Source organism: Roseateles sp. PN1, assembly GCF_038419725.1.
GTDB lineage: Bacteria > Pseudomonadota > Gammaproteobacteria > Burkholderiales > Burkholderiaceae_C > Paucibacter_A.
Genome location: NZ_JBCARA010000001.1, coordinates 302,692 through 320,806, shown reverse-complemented (window position 1 = coordinate 320,806; position 18,115 = coordinate 302,692). Strand labels below are relative to the sequence as shown.

Annotated in this window: 18 protein-coding genes; 6 read left to right on the top strand and 12 right to left on the bottom strand. The window is 64.0% G+C overall.

Annotated elements, in window-relative coordinates; all coding sequences use genetic code 11:
• Positions 1–3: 3 nt before the first annotated feature.
• The 4 genes from AABB87_RS01235 to AABB87_RS01220 all read right to left on the bottom strand — a co-directional run bounded on the left by AABB87_RS01235 (position 4) and on the right by AABB87_RS01220 (position 3,310).
• On the bottom strand, positions 4–423 hold the full coding sequence (locus AABB87_RS01235) for an ExbD/TolR family protein (protein ID WP_341969294.1): 420 nt from the start codon (positions 421–423) through the stop codon (positions 4–6).
• A gap of 4 nt (positions 424–427) precedes the next feature.
• Positions 428–1,204, bottom strand: a complete 777-nt coding sequence (locus tag AABB87_RS01230; protein WP_341969293.1) for a MotA/TolQ/ExbB proton channel family protein — start codon at positions 1,202–1,204, stop codon at positions 428–430.
• A gap of 58 nt (positions 1,205–1,262) precedes the next feature.
• Complete coding sequence (locus tag AABB87_RS01225; protein ID WP_341969291.1) at positions 1,263–2,096, bottom strand: energy transducer TonB; 834 nt, start codon at positions 2,094–2,096, stop codon at positions 1,263–1,265.
• A gap of 248 nt (positions 2,097–2,344) precedes the next feature.
• Positions 2,345–3,310, bottom strand: coding sequence for a TerC family protein (locus tag AABB87_RS01220; protein WP_341969290.1), 966 nt, complete (start codon positions 3,308–3,310; stop codon positions 2,345–2,347).
• A 472-nt stretch (positions 3,311–3,782) separates the two neighbouring features.
• Between AABB87_RS01220 and AABB87_RS01215 the strand changes: the two genes are divergently transcribed.
• Entirely contained in the window at positions 3,783–4,139 is a 357-nt protein-coding gene (locus AABB87_RS01215; RefSeq protein WP_058721180.1) for a phage holin family protein, read from the top strand.
• A 16-nt stretch (positions 4,140–4,155) separates the two neighbouring features.
• Here AABB87_RS01215 and AABB87_RS01210 read toward each other — a convergent pair whose 3' ends face one another.
• On the bottom strand, positions 4,156–5,790 hold the full coding sequence (locus AABB87_RS01210; RefSeq protein WP_341969288.1) for a M48 family metalloprotease: 1,635 nt from the start codon (positions 5,788–5,790) through the stop codon (positions 4,156–4,158).
• A 103-nt stretch (positions 5,791–5,893) separates the two neighbouring features.
• Between AABB87_RS01210 and moaC the strand changes: the two genes are divergently transcribed.
• Positions 5,894–6,376 carry a cyclic pyranopterin monophosphate synthase MoaC gene (moaC, locus tag AABB87_RS01205; protein WP_341969287.1) on the top strand — a complete coding sequence of 161 codons (483 nt, stop codon included), beginning with the start codon at positions 5,894–5,896 and terminating at the stop codon, positions 6,374–6,376.
• Positions 6,377–6,379: 3 nt separating this feature from the next.
• Here moaC and AABB87_RS01200 read toward each other — a convergent pair whose 3' ends face one another.
• Positions 6,380–8,122, bottom strand: coding sequence for a PglL family O-oligosaccharyltransferase (locus tag AABB87_RS01200; protein WP_341969286.1), 1,743 nt, complete (start codon positions 8,120–8,122; stop codon positions 6,380–6,382).
• A 168-nt stretch (positions 8,123–8,290) separates the two neighbouring features.
• Between AABB87_RS01200 and AABB87_RS01195 the strand changes: the two genes are divergently transcribed.
• From AABB87_RS01195 to AABB87_RS01185, 3 genes are read left to right on the top strand one after another with little or no spacing between them, the layout of a single operon-like run.
• A complete protein-coding gene (locus AABB87_RS01195) occupies positions 8,291–8,692 on the top strand; it encodes a GntR family transcriptional regulator (protein WP_341969285.1) in 402 nt (133 codons plus the stop codon).
• A complete protein-coding gene (locus AABB87_RS01190) occupies positions 8,689–9,576 on the top strand; it encodes an ABC transporter ATP-binding protein (RefSeq protein ID WP_341969284.1) in 888 nt (295 codons plus the stop codon). Before AABB87_RS01195 ends, AABB87_RS01190 begins: the two co-directional genes overlap by 4 nt.
• A gap of 2 nt (positions 9,577–9,578) precedes the next feature.
• The gene (locus tag AABB87_RS01185; RefSeq protein WP_341969283.1) at positions 9,579–11,063 is read left to right on the top strand and encodes a hypothetical protein; all 1,485 of its coding nucleotides are present in this window, start codon (positions 9,579–9,581) and stop codon (positions 11,061–11,063) included.
• Between the two features lie 25 nt (positions 11,064–11,088).
• Here the strand turns inward: AABB87_RS01185 and AABB87_RS01180 are convergent, their stop codons facing one another.
• A complete protein-coding gene (locus AABB87_RS01180) occupies positions 11,089–11,595 on the bottom strand; it encodes a flavin reductase family protein (protein WP_058721186.1) in 507 nt (168 codons plus the stop codon).
• 92 nt (positions 11,596–11,687) lie between these two features.
• On the opposite strand from AABB87_RS01180, the gene AABB87_RS01175 reads away from it, so the two are divergent.
• A complete protein-coding gene (locus tag AABB87_RS01175) occupies positions 11,688–12,626 on the top strand; it encodes a M48 family metallopeptidase (protein ID WP_341969282.1) in 939 nt (312 codons plus the stop codon).
• A 27-nt stretch (positions 12,627–12,653) separates the two neighbouring features.
• Here the strand turns inward: AABB87_RS01175 and AABB87_RS01170 are convergent, their stop codons facing one another.
• The 5 genes from AABB87_RS01170 to AABB87_RS01150 all read right to left on the bottom strand — a co-directional run bounded on the left by AABB87_RS01170 (position 12,654) and on the right by AABB87_RS01150 (position 17,835).
• Complete coding sequence (locus AABB87_RS01170; protein WP_341969281.1) at positions 12,654–13,295, bottom strand: Crp/Fnr family transcriptional regulator; 642 nt, start codon at positions 13,293–13,295, stop codon at positions 12,654–12,656.
• 218 nt (positions 13,296–13,513) lie between these two features.
• On the bottom strand, positions 13,514–14,179 hold the full coding sequence (locus AABB87_RS01165; protein WP_082680131.1) for a helix-turn-helix transcriptional regulator: 666 nt from the start codon (positions 14,177–14,179) through the stop codon (positions 13,514–13,516).
• 420 nt (positions 14,180–14,599) lie between these two features.
• Entirely contained in the window at positions 14,600–16,141 is a 1,542-nt protein-coding gene (locus AABB87_RS01160; protein ID WP_341969280.1) for a peptide MFS transporter, read from the bottom strand.
• A gap of 249 nt (positions 16,142–16,390) precedes the next feature.
• Entirely contained in the window at positions 16,391–17,164 is a 774-nt protein-coding gene (locus tag AABB87_RS01155) for a class II aldolase/adducin family protein (RefSeq protein WP_341969279.1), read from the bottom strand.
• Between the two features lie 80 nt (positions 17,165–17,244).
• Positions 17,245–17,835: an HD domain-containing protein gene (locus AABB87_RS01150; protein ID WP_341969278.1), complete on the bottom strand. Its 591-nt coding sequence runs from the start codon at positions 17,833–17,835 to the stop codon at positions 17,245–17,247.
• Between the last annotated feature and the right edge of the window lie 280 nt (positions 17,836–18,115).

Genomic DNA, 18,115 nt, shown 5'->3' with positions numbered 1-18,115 from the left:
GCCTCAGGGCCGCTCGGGCTCGCTGACGAAGCCGACCTTGCTGAGGCCGGCCTTGCTGGCATCGGCCAGGGTCTCGGCCACATAGCGATAGGGCACGGCTTGGTCGGCGCGCAAATGCACTTCGGGCTGCTGGGGCTTGAGACCTTCGGCAGCAAAGCGCGCGGCGGCCTCGGCGCGGTTCAGCGCCTCGCCGTTCCAGAAGCGCTGACCCGTGGCATCGATGGCCAGCTCGACCTTGTCGGGCACGGCCTGATTGAGCGTGCTGCTGACCTTGGGCAGGTCCAGCTTGACCGAGTGACTCAAGAGCGGGGCGGTGACGATGAAGATCACCAGCAGCACCAGCATCACATCGATCAGCGGCACCATATTGATCTCGGCCACCGGGCCGGCCGAGCGCTTATTGTCAAAAGACGCGAAAGCCATGGCCTCAGACCGCTGCGCTATTGGAAGCGGCGCGCAGATTGCGCACCGGTGCAGCGGCCGGTGCGGCGCTCGGGGCTTGCGCCGCAGCGCTGGCACCGGGCGCTTCGCCCAGGGTCAAAAAGCTGTGCAACTCGTAGGCAAAGGCATCGAGGCGGCCGCCGAGCACGCGGTTGCTGCGGCTGAACGCGTTGTAAGCCATCACGGCAGGAATCGCCACGGCCAGGCCGACGCCGGTCATGATCAAGGCCTCACCCACCGGGCCGGCCACTTTGTCCAGCGTGCCCGAGCCGCTCATGCCGATGGCCACCAGCGCGTGATACACACCCCAGACGGTGCCGAACAGACCCACGAACGGTGCAGTCGCGCCGATGGTGGCCAGGGTGGTCAGGCCGGATTCCAAGCGCGTCGTCTCTTCGTCCAACACTTTCTTGATCGTGCGGGTGATGAAGTCATTGCTGCTGCCTGCCTCGGCCAGGCGCGCCGCGCCGTGGCGGGCATGGTGAGCCTGGGCATGCAAGGCCTGGGCGCTCAGATGCGCGAAGGGGTCACGCGCGCCATGTGCGCTGAGTTCGGCCTGGACCGCATCGAGCGAGCCGGCGTTCCAGAAAAAGTCCAAAAACACGCTGCTGCGCTTGCCGCGCAAATACTGCGTTAGGCCTTTGGATGCGATCAGCACCCAAGACGCCACCGACATCAGCACCAGCACGCCGAACAAGAACTTGCCGACAAAGTCGGACTGCGCAATGAAGTGGCCAAAGCCAACCGTGGAAGTAGGTTCCATATCTTCTTTATTGGGGTCAGAGTCGATTTATTTGATGATGAGAGCGGAGCGGAGGATCTCAGCGCTCCAGCTCGTAGGACAGCACGGCGATGCTTTCCACCTGCAGCGCTTGGCCGTTTTCCATATGCGCGACAAAACGGGCGCTGCGGATGTCTTCCAAGGCTTGTTTGTCCAGGCGCTCAAAGCCCGAAGACTTCTTCACGCTGGCTTCTTTGAGATTGCCCTTGGCATCGACCACGATGCGCAGATGCACCATGCCGCTTTCGCCCAAGCGGCGCGACAGCAGAGGCACGTTCACCCGCGGTTCGGTCAGATAGCGCAAGGCATTGGGGGCGATCTTCTTCGCTGCCGGCGGCTCGACGGTGGTGGCTGCTGGCGCAGGCGGGGTCGACAAGGTCGTCGGCACGCTGCTGCTGGCCGGCACTGGCAAGGCCTCAATCGGCTCAGCACGGGCGGCGACAAAGTCGGTCGGCTGCGACAACTGAGATGCTGCCGCCAGCAAATTGGTGGGGCGGGCGACCGGCTGGCTAGGCTGGGGTTTTAGCTGCGGCGGCGCCGGCTGGGGCTTGACCGGCTCATTCGGCCGCACCGGCGCCAACAAGCTGACCATGATGGGCGCGGCTTCCACGACCGCCTCGCGCACCCCCTGCACCTGCAGCAGCGCCCAGCCGGCCAGACCGTGCAAGAGGACGACGACGATGGCCAGGCTGCGGCGCGCCACCGGATCCAGCCCGTCATGACGGGGCGTCAGATGCAAGGGCTGCACCTTGGCGCGGGGCGACACCGCCGGCGCTTGAGCGGCCGCGCGACGCCGCTCACCCGTGGCCTGCGTCGGCACAAGATCGCAAGCCGCAAGCGGCGTGGTGTCAGGCAAGGCGAGAAGGGGTTTCACGAGCAGAAGGGGCAGCGCGCTGCCAAGGTCATCAATAAACAAATCTTAACACAAACAAGAACGATTCTCATTACATAAACTGAGGGCGCTTGGTATTCAGTCGGGCTGTAGCTCTTGGCAGCAAAGCACTGGGACGCAGGGACGAAAAAAAACCCACCCGCGGTGTGCGGATGGGTTTTTAGCGATGAGTTGCTGGGCGGGGCGCCAGCGGCAACAGCGCGATGGCGCTGCTGCCCCGCTTACCCCGATCAGGACTTGTCGGTGGCGATCTTCGGGGCGGTCTTCAAGCTCCAGACCATGGTGATGGCCAGAACCACAACCACCACACCCAGGGACACCAAGACCGGGATCTTGTAGATGTCGATCAACATCATCTTGGTGCCGATGAAGGCCAACACCACCGCCAGGCCGTAGCTCAGCAAATGGAACTTGGAAGCCATCGCCGCCAGCAGGAAGTACATGGCACGCAGACCCAGGATCGCGAAGATGTTCGAGGTCAGCACGATGAAGGGGTCCTTGGTGATGGCGAAGATGGCCGGGATCGAATCCACCGCGAAGATCACGTCGGTCATGCCCACCAAGGCAATCACCAGCAGCAGCGGCGTGGCCACGCGCTTGCCGTTCTCCATCGTCAGGAACTTCTCACCGTCGAAGTTCTTGCTCACCGGCATGGTCTTGCGCAGCAGCTTGAGAGCCGGGTTGGATTCCAGATCAGGCTCTTTGCCCGACGCCCACCACATCTTGATACCCGTCAGCAGCAAGAAGGCACCGAAGATGTACAGAACCCAGTGGAACTCTTCGATCAGCCAGCTGCCCACCAGAATCATCACGGTACGCAGAATGATGGCGCCGATGATGCCGTACATCAGCACCCGCTTCTGGTACGCCGCAGGCACCGAGAAGTAGGTGAAGATCATCAGGAAGACAAAAATATTGTCGACCGCGAGTGACTTCTCAATCAGGTAACCGGTCAGGAATTCCAGCGCCTTGGTATTGGCCAGCGCCACATCACCCGTGCTGTCTTTGACGGCCCACCAGAACAGGCCGTTGAAGGCCAGGCTCAGCCCCACCCATACCAAAGACCAGTTGATGGCCTCCTTGACCGAGACTTCATGTGCGCCCTGCTTGCGCAGCACGACAAAGTCCACAAACAGGGCCACGATGACCGAGCCCACGAAAAAGTACCAAAGCCAGAGCGGCGCGACTGTATCCATCAAGAATCTCCTGCAAAAACAAAACGACCAGACATGCCATCAGAGTGCTTCAGGCAGAGTCTGACTGAAGGCACTCAAAAGGCCAAGGTCGAAAGGTCTTGCGGGACAGGGCGTGGACGGCGCCTGCCATCCACTCACCAGCTGCGGCGCCCGGGCATCTTCACAGACGCCGTGTTGACGGACCACCGCCACGACATGGATTGGGCCCATGCCGCGTAGCTACTCCCCTTTCGGAAAAGCGGATTATGCCTGAGCCCGCGCAAGACCTGGCCCCGCGTGAGGGCATCGCGCCAGCACGCTGCGTGACGCTTGCCACAAGTCAGGGCCTGATGCCTGAATCAAGGCGGCAGATGAAGTACGCTTAGCAACACGGCGCTGACTGCGCCATGCAATACGGACCATGCAATACGTACCCTGCATTGCGCGCTAGGCCACCTGCGCCATGCGCACCCAACAAACAGGCTGGAGGCCTATGAAGATACTGATACGCTGGCTTTTGCTGGCCGGAGCCCTGCTCTTGGTGGCCCACCTCTATTCGGGCGTGATGGTCACCAGCTTCACCTCGGCGCTGATCGCCGCGCTGGTGCTGGGCTTGCTCAACACCTTGCTGCGACCCATTCTGGTGCTGCTGACCCTGCCGGTGACGGTGATCAGCATGGGCCTGTTCCTGTTCGTCATCAACGCGCTGATGTTCTGGGCCGCCGCTTACTTGCTCAATGGCTTTGTGGTGGCCAACTTCACCGCCGCGCTGATCGGTTCACTGATCTACAGCCTGTGTGGCATGTTGATCGATGTGGTGATGGAGCGGCTATTCCCTTCGCTGGACTAAGCCGCAATTAAGGCAGTTAAGGCAGTTCAGCGCCAGGCGGAACGCCACGCGGGTACATCTCGGCCAGCAATTGGCGGCGCTCGTAGGTGAGCGCACGCAAACGCGAGTCGATCACCGCCGCCTCGATTTGATCGGCATCACGGCCGCGCGACTGCCGCAGACCTGAGCGCAGGCGGTCAATCGCCCCATTCAAATCCCCCATGGCCGCGCGCACCTCGCCTTGCGCCCGCAGCGCGCGCAAGGGCTGGTTCAAGCGCTCCCACAGCTGGGCCAGCTGCGCCCAAGCGCCGGGGTCATGCGGATTGAGGCTCACATAAGTTTGCAAATCATCGGCCGCCTGACGGGCCGAGGCGGTGCCGCTGCTGTCCACCATGGCCAGCTGGGCGCGCTGCATCAGCATGGGCCGGGAGCGCTCACCCGCCAGCCCAGCCAGCGCCGCAAAACCATCGCCCGCCTGGCCCTTGGCAGCGGCCAACTCGGCGCGCAGATAGCGCAGATCACGACTAGCGCGCTCGTCAGTGCCCAGCAGCTGCAGGGTCAGCTCAGCACTGCGCAGGGCGTTCTCGGCGCGCGTGAAATCACGCATCTTGATGGAAGCCAGGGCACTGGCATAGCGTGCGCCGAGTTGCTCGTAGCCCTTGCCACCGTCCTTGCTGCTAGTGTCGCGCACGCCGGCGTCGAGGTTTTGCAGCGCGGCCCAGGCTTCCGCACGCGGATCCATCAAGACCTTGGCCCGCGCCGCCATCAAAGCATGTTCGGCCATGCCTTGCGGACGCACAAAGGCGTCGGTGCCCATGCGAGTGCGGGCGTCCCCGATGCGCTCGCTGGTCAGCGGGTGAGAGCGCAGATAGGGGTAGTTGCCCGCATCCATCAGATGATAGGTTTGCTCCATGCGCTCGAACATGCTGAACATGCCGGCCGGTGCATAGCCCGCCTGCGTCATCACCTGGAAGCCCACCCGATCGGCCTCGCGCTCCATATCGCGCGAGAAGGCCAGCGAGGCCGCTGCGGCTGCCGCCTGGCTGCCGACGATGGCCGCGTTGGCGCCGTCCACGCTGCCGCTGCGCGCCGCGATGATCAGGCCGGCCACCATCGCCGCCGTGGCCAGCAAGCTATTGCGCGAGTCACCGACGATGCGGCGGGCGATATGCCGCTGCGTCACGTGCGACAACTCGTGGCCCAACACGGAAGCCAACTCATCGCGCGACACCGTCATCGCGATCAAGCCCAGGTGCACGCCCACAAAACCGCCCGGCAGTGCAAAAGCGTTGACGCTTTTGTCGCGGACCAGAAAGATTTCCCAGGCGAAGTGATCCTTGGTTTCGTCACCGATATTGCCCAGCCGAATCCCGGCCGCCACCAGCGGTGCCCAAACGCCCTGCACATACTCCAGCAAGATGGGGTCGTCCAGCAGGTCGGGGTCGGGGCGGATCTGGCGCATGATTTGGTCGCCGAAACGCCGCTCGGCGCCCACATCCAAATCGGCCGAAACCGAATCGCCCAGGGTCGGCAGATTCACTTGCGCCACGCCGGGCCGCGGCCCACCGACGAGCAACAAGGCTGCCAGCACGCTCAGCGCCAATTTGCGCGGCAAGACGCTGCGCGGCGCGCTGCCGCGGCGCGAAAAAAGGCGAGGTGTTTGCTTCAACAAGAAAGAATCTCCAAGGGCGCCGCCATGAGCACACTCACTATGATGAGGCCAGTATCGTCCCCACATGCAACTCAATTGTTGCTGCACTTTGAAGACTCGCACCATGACCAGCGCACATCTGACCCATTTTGACGCCCAGGGCCAAGCCCATATGGTCGACGTGGCGGCCAAAGCCGTCACCCATCGCGTGGCGCGCGCCGCCGGCCACATCGAAATGCTGCCTGCCACGCTGGCCATGATCAGCGGCGGCACCGCCAAAAAAGGCGATGTGCTGGGCATCGCCCGCATCGCCGCCATTCAGGCCGCCAAGCGCACGTCCGACTTGATTCCGCTCTGCCACCCCCTGCCCCTAACGCGGGTGACGGTGGACTTCGAGATCGACGCCGCAACTAACCGCGTCAGTTGCATGGCCCAGGTCGAAACCCTGGGCCAGACCGGCGTTGAGATGGAAGCCCTGACCGCCGTGCAAATCGGCCTGCTGACGATTTACGACATGTGTAAGGCCGTGGACCGCGGCATGGTGATGGGCGCCATCCGCGTGCTGGAGAAAAAGGGCGGCAAGAGCGGCGACTGGTCCGCGGCTTGAGCCTTAGCGCAGCTCGCGCCACTCGAACATCTGCTTAGGCGGCTCGCACTGGAAGAACTTGAAGGCGCCCAAATCGGTTTCGTCGCATTCGCTGAGGAAGCTTGCCGCACTGGCATTGTGAAATTCACGCAGGCGCGCCACGACATAACGGGCTTTTTCATCGTCACCCACACGGTGCAGCGACTTGGCCCATGCCATCATCAGGCGCGCGTCGATGAGCTGATGCGCGCTGCGCTGCGCCGCCGCCAGCGTCTGCGGCGACGGCTCCAAGCTGGTGGCCGCCGCGTAGTCGGCTTGCGTGGCAAAGAACACCGAATGCTGCCCGGCGGCAATGCGCGTCGCCAGAGGGCCGGCATTCTCACCGGGCGCGTAAATCACCACCACGCGGTGATAGTCCCACACCGCAAACACCACGCCCACCATCAGGGCCAGGCCGGCCACGCGCAGAGCCGGCGCTAGCGCGGCCTTGGCCGGCACAAACGCCGCCTCACGCTGCGGCGCACCCAGCGCCAGCCCGAAGGCAAAAGCAGTGGGCAGAAGGAAGTAGGCATACCAAAGCGGGTATTCCAACAAGCTGTGCAGGCCGATCATCAGCACCAGCATGAAAGCGCTGCGGCGCACCACGGCCTGCCCCGCATCCGCTTCTTGCATGCTGAGCCGGAAAGCACGCCACAAGGACCAGCTGAGCAGGGCCAGAATGCTCAAGCTCCAAGGCAGGCCCAGCTCCACCGCCAGCTGCATCGGCAGGTTGTGGCAATGGTCGAAGAAGGCCACCGGGCGCTGCGGGAATTCGCTCATGGTCCAGGCCAGATTGAACTCACCCCAGCCCACGCCCGTCCAGGGGCTCTGCTTGAGCAAGGCCCAGCTATTGGCCAGAATCGCCAGCCGCGAGGGCGAGCCCGCGCCCTCGGCCAGGCGCGACTCCACCCCCACCGCGTGACCACTGTTGGCCGACCAGATCGCCAGCAACCAAGCGCAAAGGCCCAGCATGACGGGCGTGGCCAACAGTGAGAACTTGGTGGCACGGCTCAGGCGCCGGTCCAGCAAGCCCCACACCGCCAGAATGAGCACGCCGATCACGCCGGTGCGCGAGCCGCTCAGCATCACCGCGAAGACCAAGGCGAACAGCAGCGCCGGCAATGCCCAGACCGAGCGCAAGGACCAAGGCCGCCCCGACTCCGCCAGGTAGACCGCCGCCACGCAGGACCACATCAGCAAGCTGGCCAGATGATTGGGCTGCCGCATATTGCCCACCGCCCGGCCCGGCACGCCGCTGCGTGCGATCACGCTGCCGTCCGCCCACTGCGGCGCGAACACCTGCACCACGCTAACGACCACGCTCAGCAGGCCGGCGAGCAATAAGCCCCAGCAAAACACCTCGAACCAGGCCGAACGCGCCTCGGCATGCAAGCCCTGGGCGGCGAGCAACAGCAAGGTCGCCGCGCCAATCAAGGCCGTATTCGACAGTGCCAGCGACAGCGGCAGGCCCGCCCAAAAATGCGAGACCAGCGGCGCCAGCAGCAGCAAAAGCATGGCGCCCAGCGCCGCCGTCATGCGCAGCTGCGGCTGGACGGCAGCCAGCAGCGCCAGCACACCACCCCAAGCCGCCAAAGCCGCCAACTGGTTGAACAAGGTGGCCGAAGGCGTCAGGTTGTAGGCCAGCAGTGGCGCCACGATGCAGGCCAGCAACATGGCCAGCACCGCCACGGGCGGCAAAGAAAAGTGGGGGGAGTTCAAACGTGTCATGGGCCGAATCATCACATGGCGGAAGCCGGGCCGAAATCGTCCTCGTCCCACCTGCACGGCTGGGCCCACCACGTGCACACAAGGACTGGCCACCCTCCCACACACCGAGAACTTGTTGACCCCTAGCGAATAGGTGTACTACGATACCAATACACCAAGGGGATCACTTTGAATAGCGACGCGTTCTTCTTTCGCATCAACACCGGCTCCACCGAGCCGATCTACCGCCAGCTGATGGAGCAGCTGCGCCGGCGCGTGGCCAGCGGCAGCTTGAGCGCCGGCCAGGAGATTCCTTCGGTGCGCGAACTGGCCCAGGTGCTGGCCGTGCACCCCATGACCATTTCCAAGGCCTATAGCTTGCTGGAGGCCGAAGGCTTGCTGGAACGCCGCCGCGGCCTGGCCATGCGCATCGCTCCTCAGCACAGCAAGGCCCAACCCACCGCCTCCCGCATCGACCTGCTGCGCCCCAGCCTGGAGCGCGCTGCCGCGCAGACGCGCGAGCTCGAACTCAAGCCTGCCCAGGCCCTGCATCTGTTTGAACAAATTCTCAAAGAGGGAGACCCGGAATGAGCACCGCCACTTTGCCGCAGCCCACGGCCACCTTGGATCAGCTTGAACTCAACTACCCGGGCCAAGCGCCGGTGCTGCGGGGCTTGAGCTGGCAGCTGCTGCCCGGCCAGGTGGTGGGCTTGCTGGGCCGCAACGGCGCGGGCAAGACCACGCTGCTGGAAGCCCTGCTGGGTCTGCGCGAACCGCAAGCCGGCCAGGTGCGCCTGTTCGGCCAGGCGGCTGCCGAGATCGACGACGCCACCCGCGCCCGCATCGGCTATGTGCCGCAGCAAAGCGATTTGTTCGAGGGCTTCACCCCCGCCCAGCTGCTGAGTTACTTCAAGAGCTTCTACCCGCGCTGGAACGAGGCCAAGGTGGAAGGGCTGATGTCACGCTGGGACATTGCCCGCGACAAACCCATCGCCAAGCTCTCCGGCGGCCAACAGCAGCGCCTGAGCATCATCCGCGCCTTGGCGCATGAGCCCGACCTGCTGGTGCTGGACGAACCGGTGGCAAGCCTTGACCCCGCCGGCCGGCGCGACTTTCTGCGCGAGCTGGTGGACCAGGTGTTGGACCGCGGCACCACCGTGGTGTTCAGCACCCACATCCTCTCGGATCTGGAGCGGGTCGCCTTCAACCTGGCGTTTTTGCAAGCTGGCCGCATTGCGGTGCAAGCGCCGCTGGACGAGTTAATCGAGCAAGTGCGCAGCGTGCAGGGTTCAGCAGCCGAGGTGCAGGCACTGACGCAGGCTTGCGGCGCCCAAGTGCTGCGCAGCCATGCGCTGGACGGCGGCCAAGAGCGCCGCCTGATTCGCCTGCCCGCTGACGCTGCTGCCGCCACCGCCGCGCTGGACGAGCGCCTGCAAGCCGTCAACCTGGAAGACCTGTTCATGGAGTTGACTTGAAAATGGCCACCTCCATTCACCAGGCCCACGCCCTGCACTATCGCCCGGTACTGCTCGCCGCCTGGCAGCAGCACCGCAATGGCCGCTCGCGCTACTTTGTGCCACTGGTGGTCGGCTTGTCGACCCTGCTGCTGCTGGCCATTGGCTTGACGGCCAGTTGGAGTGCGGCCCTGCAAACCGCAGCCGCCCTGGCCAGCGCCGGCCTACTGGGGCTATGGACCGCACTGTTTGCCAATCTGTGCCGGCAGAACCACCCACACCACGCCCGTCTGCTGCCGCTGCAATTGCCAAGCTTGCGCGCCACCTTGGCGGTCAGCCAGCTGACGCTTTCAGCCGCCATCGCCCTGCTGATGGGCCTGAGCCAGGGCCATGCGCTGGCCTGGGGCCTGGGTGCGGGCTTGTTGATGCTGGTGATTGCCGCTTGTGTGCGCTGGTGGCAGATGAGTGTGCTGGTGTGGCTGGGCTTTATGGTGCTGGTCGAGCGGCAACAAAGCCCCCTGGTACGAGCACCCCTGCAGGCCTTGCTGGCTTGGTACACCGTTCAGCCGGCCACTCTGGCGCTGGCGGCGGGCTTGGTGCTGCCCTGGTGCGCCAGCCGTTTGCTGCAAGCAGGCGGCAGCCGCCACGCCGCCAACTATCGGCGCCGCGAACAGGCGCGCCAGACGTTCCGCGAACAAATGACGGGTGCCAAGTACACCCCCAAACACTTCGGCCCCGCGGGGTTCTGGTTGTGGGGCTTGTTCACTTGGCCGGTGCCGCTGTGGACCCGCCATTTGCTGCGCCAGGCGCGCCTCACAGCGAGCAGCGCTATCGCCCGCGTCGAGTTGGTGACCCTGGGCAATGTGCATTGGATGGCCATGCTGGGCGCGCTCAGCATGGTCGCCGGTGTTGCAGTCTTGAGCCTGCTGGCGATGCTGATCTGGCTTGAACCGATCAATTGGCAACATGCACGCCAAGGTAGCAATCTGGGCCTGCAGATCGGCATCGTCAGCATGGCCATGAACCCTTTGTTCGGCCTGGCCGCCAACCTCTACCGCACGCGCCGCGAGCAAGCCTTGCTGATGCTGCTGCCGGGCATGCCGCGCGGCCGCGCGCTGAACACGCTGATGGCGCGCCGCACTGCCATCCAGTTTCTGGCGCAGTGGCTGATCGCGCTTGGCGCCTTGCTGCTGGTGGCGGGTGGGCCCGAGGCCCTGGTCGCCATGCGCTTCTCCGGCCTGCATCTGCTGCTGGCCTGCCTGCCAGCGGGCACCATGCTGCTCCGGGACTGGTCCAGCCTGCCCTCACCGGGTCAAGGCCCGGCCGTGCTGGTTTTCTTCGGCGTGGTGGTGTTGGCAGGAGCCATGGCCGGGCTGCAATGGCTGGGGCTGAGCTTGTGGCTGATGGCCGCGGCCGCCGTGCTGCTCAGCCTGGCCCTGCTGCGCTGGCGTTGGCAGAGTCTGATCCTCAAGAGCCCGACGGCCATGCCGGTGGGCCGCTGGGGCTAGCCTGGCGCGATGTCAGATCAAACGCTCAGATCGGCAGTTCGGTGAAATAGCGCCCGCCGTGGAAGATCAGCGGCTGGGCACCGGCGCGCCAGGCGCAGCTTTCCACTTCACCGACAAAGATGACGTGGTCGCCTTCTTCGTACTGGCTGCGGTTGGCGCACTCGAACACGGCGGCCACGCCGTCCAGCACCGGCGCGCCACCGGCGCCCTCACGCCAGGACACGCCGGCAAAGCGGTCAATGTCGCGGGTGGCGAAGCGCTGGGCCAGCTCTTTCTGATCGGCCGCCAGGATATTGATGGCGTAGTGCGAGCCACGGCTGAACACGGGCATGGAACCGGCGCGCTGCGCCAGGCTCCACAGCACCAGGCGCGGTGACAGCGACACGGAGTTGAAAGAATTGGCAGTCAGGCCGACCAGGCTGCCGTCAGGCGCGCGGGCGGTGACGATGGTCACCCCGGTGGCAAACATGCCCAGCGCAGCACGGAATTCTTGCTGCTGTTCGGCTGGGCTGGGGTTGGACGTTTGAAGCATGGCGCATTGTCGGGGCTGAAGCGGATCTCGTCTTGCAGCGGGAGAAATTAACCCCATTTAGAGGAGCCCACCGAGGCATTAAGCTCTAGGCCATGACCGCAAGATTTGACCCCAACGCCGACCCCATCCTGCCCAGCGCGCCCCTGCATGGCTTCGGCCGCTGCGCCTGCCACACGCACCAGCCCTCGCGGCGCCTGTTCACCGGCCTGCTGGGCGCAGTCGCCCTGTCGCCCGCCTTGTCGACCCCGGCCAGCGCCCGCGAAGGCGTGGAGGTGGGCGGCACAAGCGGCCTGGCCAAGCTGGTACCGGCCGAGCAGGTGGAGGCCGCCGGCGCACAGCAGTATCTGCAGATGATGCGCGAGGCCGCCAACCAGCGCGCCCTGGCGCCGGCCAATCACCCGCAGCTGATCCGCTTGCGCGAGATCGCCAAACGCATCATTCCGCAATCGGAACCCTGGAACCCGCGTGCCAAGCAATGGCGCTGGGAGGTCAATCTGATCGCCAGCCCGCAGCTCAATGCCTTTTGCATGCCGGGCGGCAAGATCGCCTTCTACTCCGGCATTCTCGAAAAGCTCAAGCTCAGCGACGACGAGGTCGCCACCATCATGGGCCACGAGGTGGCGCACGCCCTGCGCGAACATGCCCGCGAGCGCATGGCCAAGACGCAGGCCACGCGCCTGGGTGCCAGCCTGATCTCCAGCCTGTTCGGCCTGGGCGGCGTGGGTGACACCTTGCTGAATATGGGCGGGCAATTGCTCACCCTAACCTTCAGCCGCGAGGATGAAAGCGAGGCCGATCTGGTCGGCATGGAGCTGGCAGCACGCGCCGGCTATGACCCGGAGGCCGGCGTCACGCTGTGGCAGAAGATGGGCGCGGCAGCCAAGGGTGCGCCGCCACAGTGGCTGTCCACCCACCCGGCGGGCCCGACCCGCATCAAGGACATTCAGGCCAATCTGCCCAAGGTGGAGCCGCTGTACGAGCGCGCCGACAAGCCCAAGCAGCGCTTTGAGGTGGCGCAGCCCAGCCGCTAGGGCTGAGCCGAGGCGTTGTTCAGCGGCTTACCAGCGCGCCGGCAAGGCGCGCAGCTTGCGGTAGCGGCCGTTGGAGACGCGCATCAGATAGCCGCCCAGCTCCAGGTCCTTCACCAGCTTGGAGACCATCTCGCGCGAGCAACCCAAGCGCTGAGCCATCGCCTGATGGGTCAGCTGCACTTCGTCGGTGGTTAGCGTGGCCGTTTCCAGCAAGGCCTTGAGGCGGCCGTACACATCGTTGAGTGCCAGCTGCTTGGTCGACAAAGTGGCGGCGCGGGCGCGGCGGATCACTTTGGTCAACAACTCAAACGCGAACTCCGGGTGTTCGCTGATATGCGCCAGCAAGCTGGCACGGGTCAGCATCACGCAGCGTGAATTCTGTTCGGTGATGACGCTGGCCGAGCGCGCGCCGCCGTCCAGACTCATCTCACCGACATACTCGCCGACACCGTAAATGCCGTAGGTGACTTCGCGGCCACGCGCGTCGCAGCCGTAGACCCGCAGGCTGCCCGAGAGCACCAGATAAATGGCATCGCCCTGCGAGCCTTCTTCGATCAGCAGGGTGCCGCGACGGTAATTGCGCGCCACGCCTCGCGCGGCCAGGGCGCGCAAGCTAGCAGGCAATTCCGTGTAATCCGAGGCCGTAGCCAGCAATGCATCAGTTTCCATACGAGAGGCGCCACGGAAGACAGCCGTGGTCGCGACCGCATATTACGAGACAGACGTAGCCGTTCTCGTCGCGCTGATACGACAAACAGGCCCTATCCCCATTCGGTGGGTATAGGGCCTGTTGATGGCGAATTTGGGCTAGGGATGGCGCGGGAAGCCCTGTCGGTTAGCGTCAGCGCAACTTGGGCGCAGCCTCATGCGGTCAGTCACGCAAAGTCTTAATTGAACTCCATGCGCAAGGCCGACATCAGCGGTGGCAGCACCGCCAGCTGGCGCATCAGCTCACCGATGCTGTCGGCACCGGACTTGGCGCGGATGCTTTGAATCTGGGTGCGCACCGTGGAGATGGCCACACCCTGCTGCTCGGCCACAAAATTGGGCCGCACACCAGCGCTGAGGGCTTTGAGCACCTCGGTTTCAGTGGGCGTCAGGCCATAGCGCAGCGCGAACCATTGGGCCGCCAATTCGCCGCAGAGCTGACCTCGCTCGAGCACCAGCAAAACGGCGGCGCGCGACACATCGCGATTCAGAGGCACCACCACGACATTGCTGCGGCGCTCGCCTTCACCCAGGCGCAAGAGGCAGCGTCGGCCGTCGCGCTCGGCATTCTGCAAGGCTTCGGCCAAGGGCGCGGCATCACGCGGGTCGCGGCAACGCAGGTGGTTGGCGCTGATTTCCAAAGGATGAGATTCATCCAGGCCGCGCCGCGCCGAGAGATTGCAGTGCAGCACGCGGCCAGAGGCATTCAGCAGCAACACGCCGTAGTCCAGCTCCTCCAGAACCAAACTCAGCCAGTGGCTGCTGAGCGAATCAGCCTGCCGTCTTTCCGTTTTGCCCGCTGCGGGAGTGAAGGCACTCACCATGGACCCGATTGCTACTTCCATACCGATCTCCTCAGTGCGCGTTTGGACTCACACAACGCCGGCACAGATTAGGGCGCTAATCGCACGCGCAGCCGTAAATCTTCAAGCGGCACTTTGTGAGCAATTCACTGGTCTTTCTGAGACTTTTGCCCTCTTTTTCACTCAAGTAGGCGACAAGATCCACGCAAGTTGAATCAACTGGCGGCCAGCTGCTGCGCCCCCATCCGCTCCTTTGTTGCGTTAGGCCTGATTTGAAAAACTTGATCAGCGGGCGGCAAGACTGCGGCTGCTTCGGGCTCTTTTCATTCGGCCGAGCCACTGGCCTGCCTAGCCAGACCAAAAAAAAGCCCCGCATCGCGGGGCCTTCTTGGCGGGGAGCAAGCGCGTTAGGCAAGGGCTTGCGCACCGGTTTTGGCTGGCTGCGTCAGCAGACCGCAGCCATCAATGCACGCCGTGCATCTTTTTCTTCATCCAAGGCGTCAGCAGCATCAAGACCACACCCGCGCCCATGGGGATCAGGGTGAAGATCAGGAAGAAGGTGGACATCGAATACGTGGCCGAGATGTAGTCGATGTAGGCACCCGTCTTGCCGCCGATGAAGTTGGCGATGGCCGAGTTCAGGAACCAGACGCCGAACATCAGGCCCAGCAGGCGCGCGGGCGCCAGCTTGGAGATGTAGGACAGGCCCACCGGCGACACGCAGAGCTCACCCATGGTGTGCAGCAGATAAGCCAGGCACAGGAAAAGCATGCTGACCTGAGCGGTCTTGGCACCCGAAGGGATACCGGCCGCACCGAAGGCCAGGGCGGCAAAGCCCAGGCCCAGCAGCACCAGACCGACGCCGAACTTGACCGGGCCGCTCGGGTTCCAGTGCTTTTCCCACATCTTGGAGAAAGCGGGCGCCAGGATCACGATGAAGAAGGAGTTCAGCACACCGAACCAGGTGGCCGGCACTTCGCTTTGGTCCATGGCGAACTCGCGGCCCAGCATCCAGATCACCAAGCCCCAGATCAGGGCAAAGGCCAGCACCAGCAGCAGATTGCCCAGCCACTGGCTCTTGCCGGTGGCGCGGTGCAGTTGGAACAACAGCCAGGTCAGCACCGCCGCTGGGATCACCGTCATCAGCGTGTTGATGATCTTGAAGACCAAGCCGCTGGTGCCGACGAGGGTACGGTCGGTGTAATCGGCCGCGAAGATGGTCATGGAACCGCCGGCCTGCTCGAAAGCAAACCAGAAGAAGATGGTGAAGAAGGCAAACACAAAGACGGCCTTCAGGCGATCAGCCACCACATGGGCGGGCGTGTCGTCAGCCGCATGGGCGGCGGCGGTCTTTTCCTTGCTCGGCGCGGTGCCGATGTCGCCGAACACCTTCTGGCTGAAGAAGAACTGCAAGGCGCCCAAAATCATGAAGACACCGGCCAGACCGAAGCCCAGGTTCCAAGACACTTTTTCACCGATATAGCCGCACAGCGAGATGCCGAAGAAGGCACCGGCGTTCACGCCCATATAGAACAGCGTGTAGCCACCGTCACGGCCGCCTTCGTTGTCCTTGCCGTAAAGCTGGCCCACGATGGCCGAGATGTTCGGCTTGAACAGGCCCGTACCCGCAATCACCAGGCCCAGGCCGAGGTAGAAGGAGGGAATGGTTTCAAAGAACAGCGAAACGTGACCGGCCGCAATGATGAAGCCGCCGAGCAGAACAGCGCGACGCGTGCCCAAATAACGATCGGCCAAGTAGCCGCCCAGGATGGGGGTGAAGTACACCAGCATGGTGTACCAGGCGTACAGCGAAGTGGCGTCGGCGCGGCTCCAGCCCCAGCCGCCCTTGGTGGTTTCCGAGATCAGGAACAGCACCAGCAGGGCGCGCATGCCGTAGTAGGAAAAGCGTTCCCACATTTCTGTGAAGAACAGGACAAACAGGCTGTTCGGATGACCCAGGATGGTGTGCCCACCCGCGGTTTGAACTTGGTTGTTGGTGCTCAAGCGATTCTCCGTGCTTGGTCTGAAAGGTGGCCGGGCCTGGGTGTGCCCGCGCCTGCGGTTTGCGTGATGGCGCAGCGTTCACTCATCGCGGCAAAGCCGAATTCCCTGATGTTGAGCACGCAACAGCCTGGCTTGTGGCCACGCAGCGAGGGCGCATTGTCACCGCTGCACTGCTGCGATTTCGGCCGGGGTGAGCTGGGGTTTTCCCGAGGAAAACCTAGCTCAGCAAGCCCGGCGAGCGGCCCCGGCTCAGCTCCGGTAGCTGGGGTCCAGGCGCTCCAGCTTGCGCAGCAGCGCCGGCCAGGCCAGGTCGGAGCCCATGCCCACGGTCACCGTCTTCATCACCGTCGCCATGCCTTGCAGGATTTGCGGGTTCACCTGATGCAACTCGCCGCCGGCCTGCGCGTCGAGCTGGATGCGGCAGGTGGACTCGAAGATATACATATTCAAGAACGCATCCGGGATGCTCTTGCCCACGGTCAGCAGGCCGTGATTGCGCAGCATCAGAAAGCGTTTGTCGCCTAGGTCGGCCTGCAAGCGCGGCTGTTCGTCCTCGCGCAGGGCCACGCCTTCATAGTCGTGATAGGCCAGCGAGCCCAGCACAAAGGTGGACTGCTGACTGATCGGCAGCACGCCACATTTTTGCGCCGAGACCGCCACACCGGCGCGGCTGTGGGTGTGCAAAACGCAGCCAGCATCCTCACGCGCCTGATGCACGCAGCTGTGAATGGTGAAGCCGGCCGGGTTGACCGGGAAGGGCGACGCGCTGAGCTTGTTGCAGGCCTGGTCCACCTTGATCAGGCTGGAGGCGGTGATCTCGTCGAACATCAGGCCGTAGGGATTGATCAGGAAGTGATGCTCGGGCCCAGGGATGCGCGCGCTGATGTGGGTGAACACCAGGTCGCTCCAGCCGTACAAGGCCACCAGGCGGTAGGCGGCGGCCAGGTCGCAACGCAACTGCCATTCCGCCGGGCTGACCTTGCCTTGCAGCGAGGGGATGTTGAGGGATTCATTGATGCTCATGGTGGCGTCCTCTTGTTGTCATGTGGATGGGCCGCAGGCAGGAAACCGATCTGCCCGCATCGCGCCAGGGTTTGCCGGCCTCAGGCCGATTGACGCTGCGTCAGCGCCGCCTTGTAAAGCGACTGCTTGGGCTGGGCCAGGACGCGGCGCAGCATGGGCTCAAAGGCGCTGATCGGCAAAGTCTCCGCAGCGGGGTCGAAGGAGGGGTTGTCGTACAGCTCGCAGAACTCGGCCGTGCGTGCGTAAGCCGGGTGGTCCTTGAACTGCTCGCGCATATCGCGGTCCATGCCCAGATGATGAAAAAAGTAGTGGCCCTGAAAGATCGCGTGCTGCGCCACCATCCAGTGGTTCTCTTCGCTGACAAAGGGCTTGAGGATGGCCGCGGCAATATCGGCATGATTGAAGCTGCCCAGGGTGTCACCCATATCGTGCAGCAGGGCACACACCACATATTCCTCGTCACGGCCATCGCGCAGGGCGCGGGTGGCGGTTTGCAGGCAGTGGGTGTAGCGGTCGATGGGAAAGCCGCCGTAGTCGTTCTCCAGCAGCTTGAGGTGGGTCATCAGGCGATCCGGCAGCTGGCCCGCGAACTGCATGAACTCGGCACCGATCAGGCGCCAATCGGCGGCCACGCTGTCTTCCATGCGGGTGAAACTGGCACGCTGGCTCATGGCTTTGTCTCCGGTGTTGTGCACCCATTCTGCGCGGCCGGGGCCGACATCACATGTCATCTAGGTGCCAGGCCTTGAGCATGCAAACCGTGACAATCCCATTGCGCGCTGTGCTGTGCTGGCGAAGCGCCGCGTTTGCAGGGGAATGCCGGGGCTGAATGCGCACACCCTGGGACTTTCCCGGTCTGTCGCCAAATGACAATAGTTTGTCCGGCAAAGCCCGTGCAATCCGCGCGGCAAAAGACGATCCTTAAGATCAAGAGCGCCCGCCACTGCGTGC

What these genes read in the sequence shown, in the direction of transcription:
- AABB87_RS01235 (WP_341969294.1), bottom strand. Translation starts at nt 423, where the DNA reads ATGGCTTTCGCGTCTTTTGACAATAAGCGCTCGGCCGGCCCGGTGGCC.
- AABB87_RS01230 (WP_341969293.1), bottom strand. Translation starts at nt 1,204, where the DNA reads ATGGAACCTACTTCCACGGTTGGCTTTGGCCACTTCATTGCGCAGTCC.
- AABB87_RS01220 (WP_341969290.1), bottom strand. Translation starts at nt 3,310, where the DNA reads ATGGATACAGTCGCGCCGCTCTGGCTTTGGTACTTTTTCGTGGGCTCG.
- AABB87_RS01215 (WP_058721180.1), top strand. Translation starts at nt 3,783, where the DNA reads ATGAAGATACTGATACGCTGGCTTTTGCTGGCCGGAGCCCTGCTCTTG.
- moaC (WP_341969287.1), top strand. Translation starts at nt 5,894, where the DNA reads ATGACCAGCGCACATCTGACCCATTTTGACGCCCAGGGCCAAGCCCAT.
- AABB87_RS01200 (WP_341969286.1), bottom strand. Translation starts at nt 8,122, where the DNA reads ATGACACGTTTGAACTCCCCCCACTTTTCTTTGCCGCCCGTGGCGGTG.
- AABB87_RS01190 (WP_341969284.1), top strand. Translation starts at nt 8,689, where the DNA reads ATGAGCACCGCCACTTTGCCGCAGCCCACGGCCACCTTGGATCAGCTT.
- AABB87_RS01185 (WP_341969283.1), top strand. Translation starts at nt 9,579, where the DNA reads ATGGCCACCTCCATTCACCAGGCCCACGCCCTGCACTATCGCCCGGTA.
- AABB87_RS01180 (WP_058721186.1), bottom strand. Translation starts at nt 11,595, where the DNA reads ATGCTTCAAACGTCCAACCCCAGCCCAGCCGAACAGCAGCAAGAATTC.
- AABB87_RS01175 (WP_341969282.1), top strand. Translation starts at nt 11,688, where the DNA reads ATGACCGCAAGATTTGACCCCAACGCCGACCCCATCCTGCCCAGCGCG.
- AABB87_RS01170 (WP_341969281.1), bottom strand. Translation starts at nt 13,295, where the DNA reads ATGGAAACTGATGCATTGCTGGCTACGGCCTCGGATTACACGGAATTG.
- AABB87_RS01165 (WP_082680131.1), bottom strand. Translation starts at nt 14,179, where the DNA reads ATGGAAGTAGCAATCGGGTCCATGGTGAGTGCCTTCACTCCCGCAGCG.
- AABB87_RS01155 (WP_341969279.1), bottom strand. Translation starts at nt 17,164, where the DNA reads ATGAGCATCAATGAATCCCTCAACATCCCCTCGCTGCAAGGCAAGGTC.
- AABB87_RS01150 (WP_341969278.1), bottom strand. Translation starts at nt 17,835, where the DNA reads ATGAGCCAGCGTGCCAGTTTCACCCGCATGGAAGACAGCGTGGCCGCC.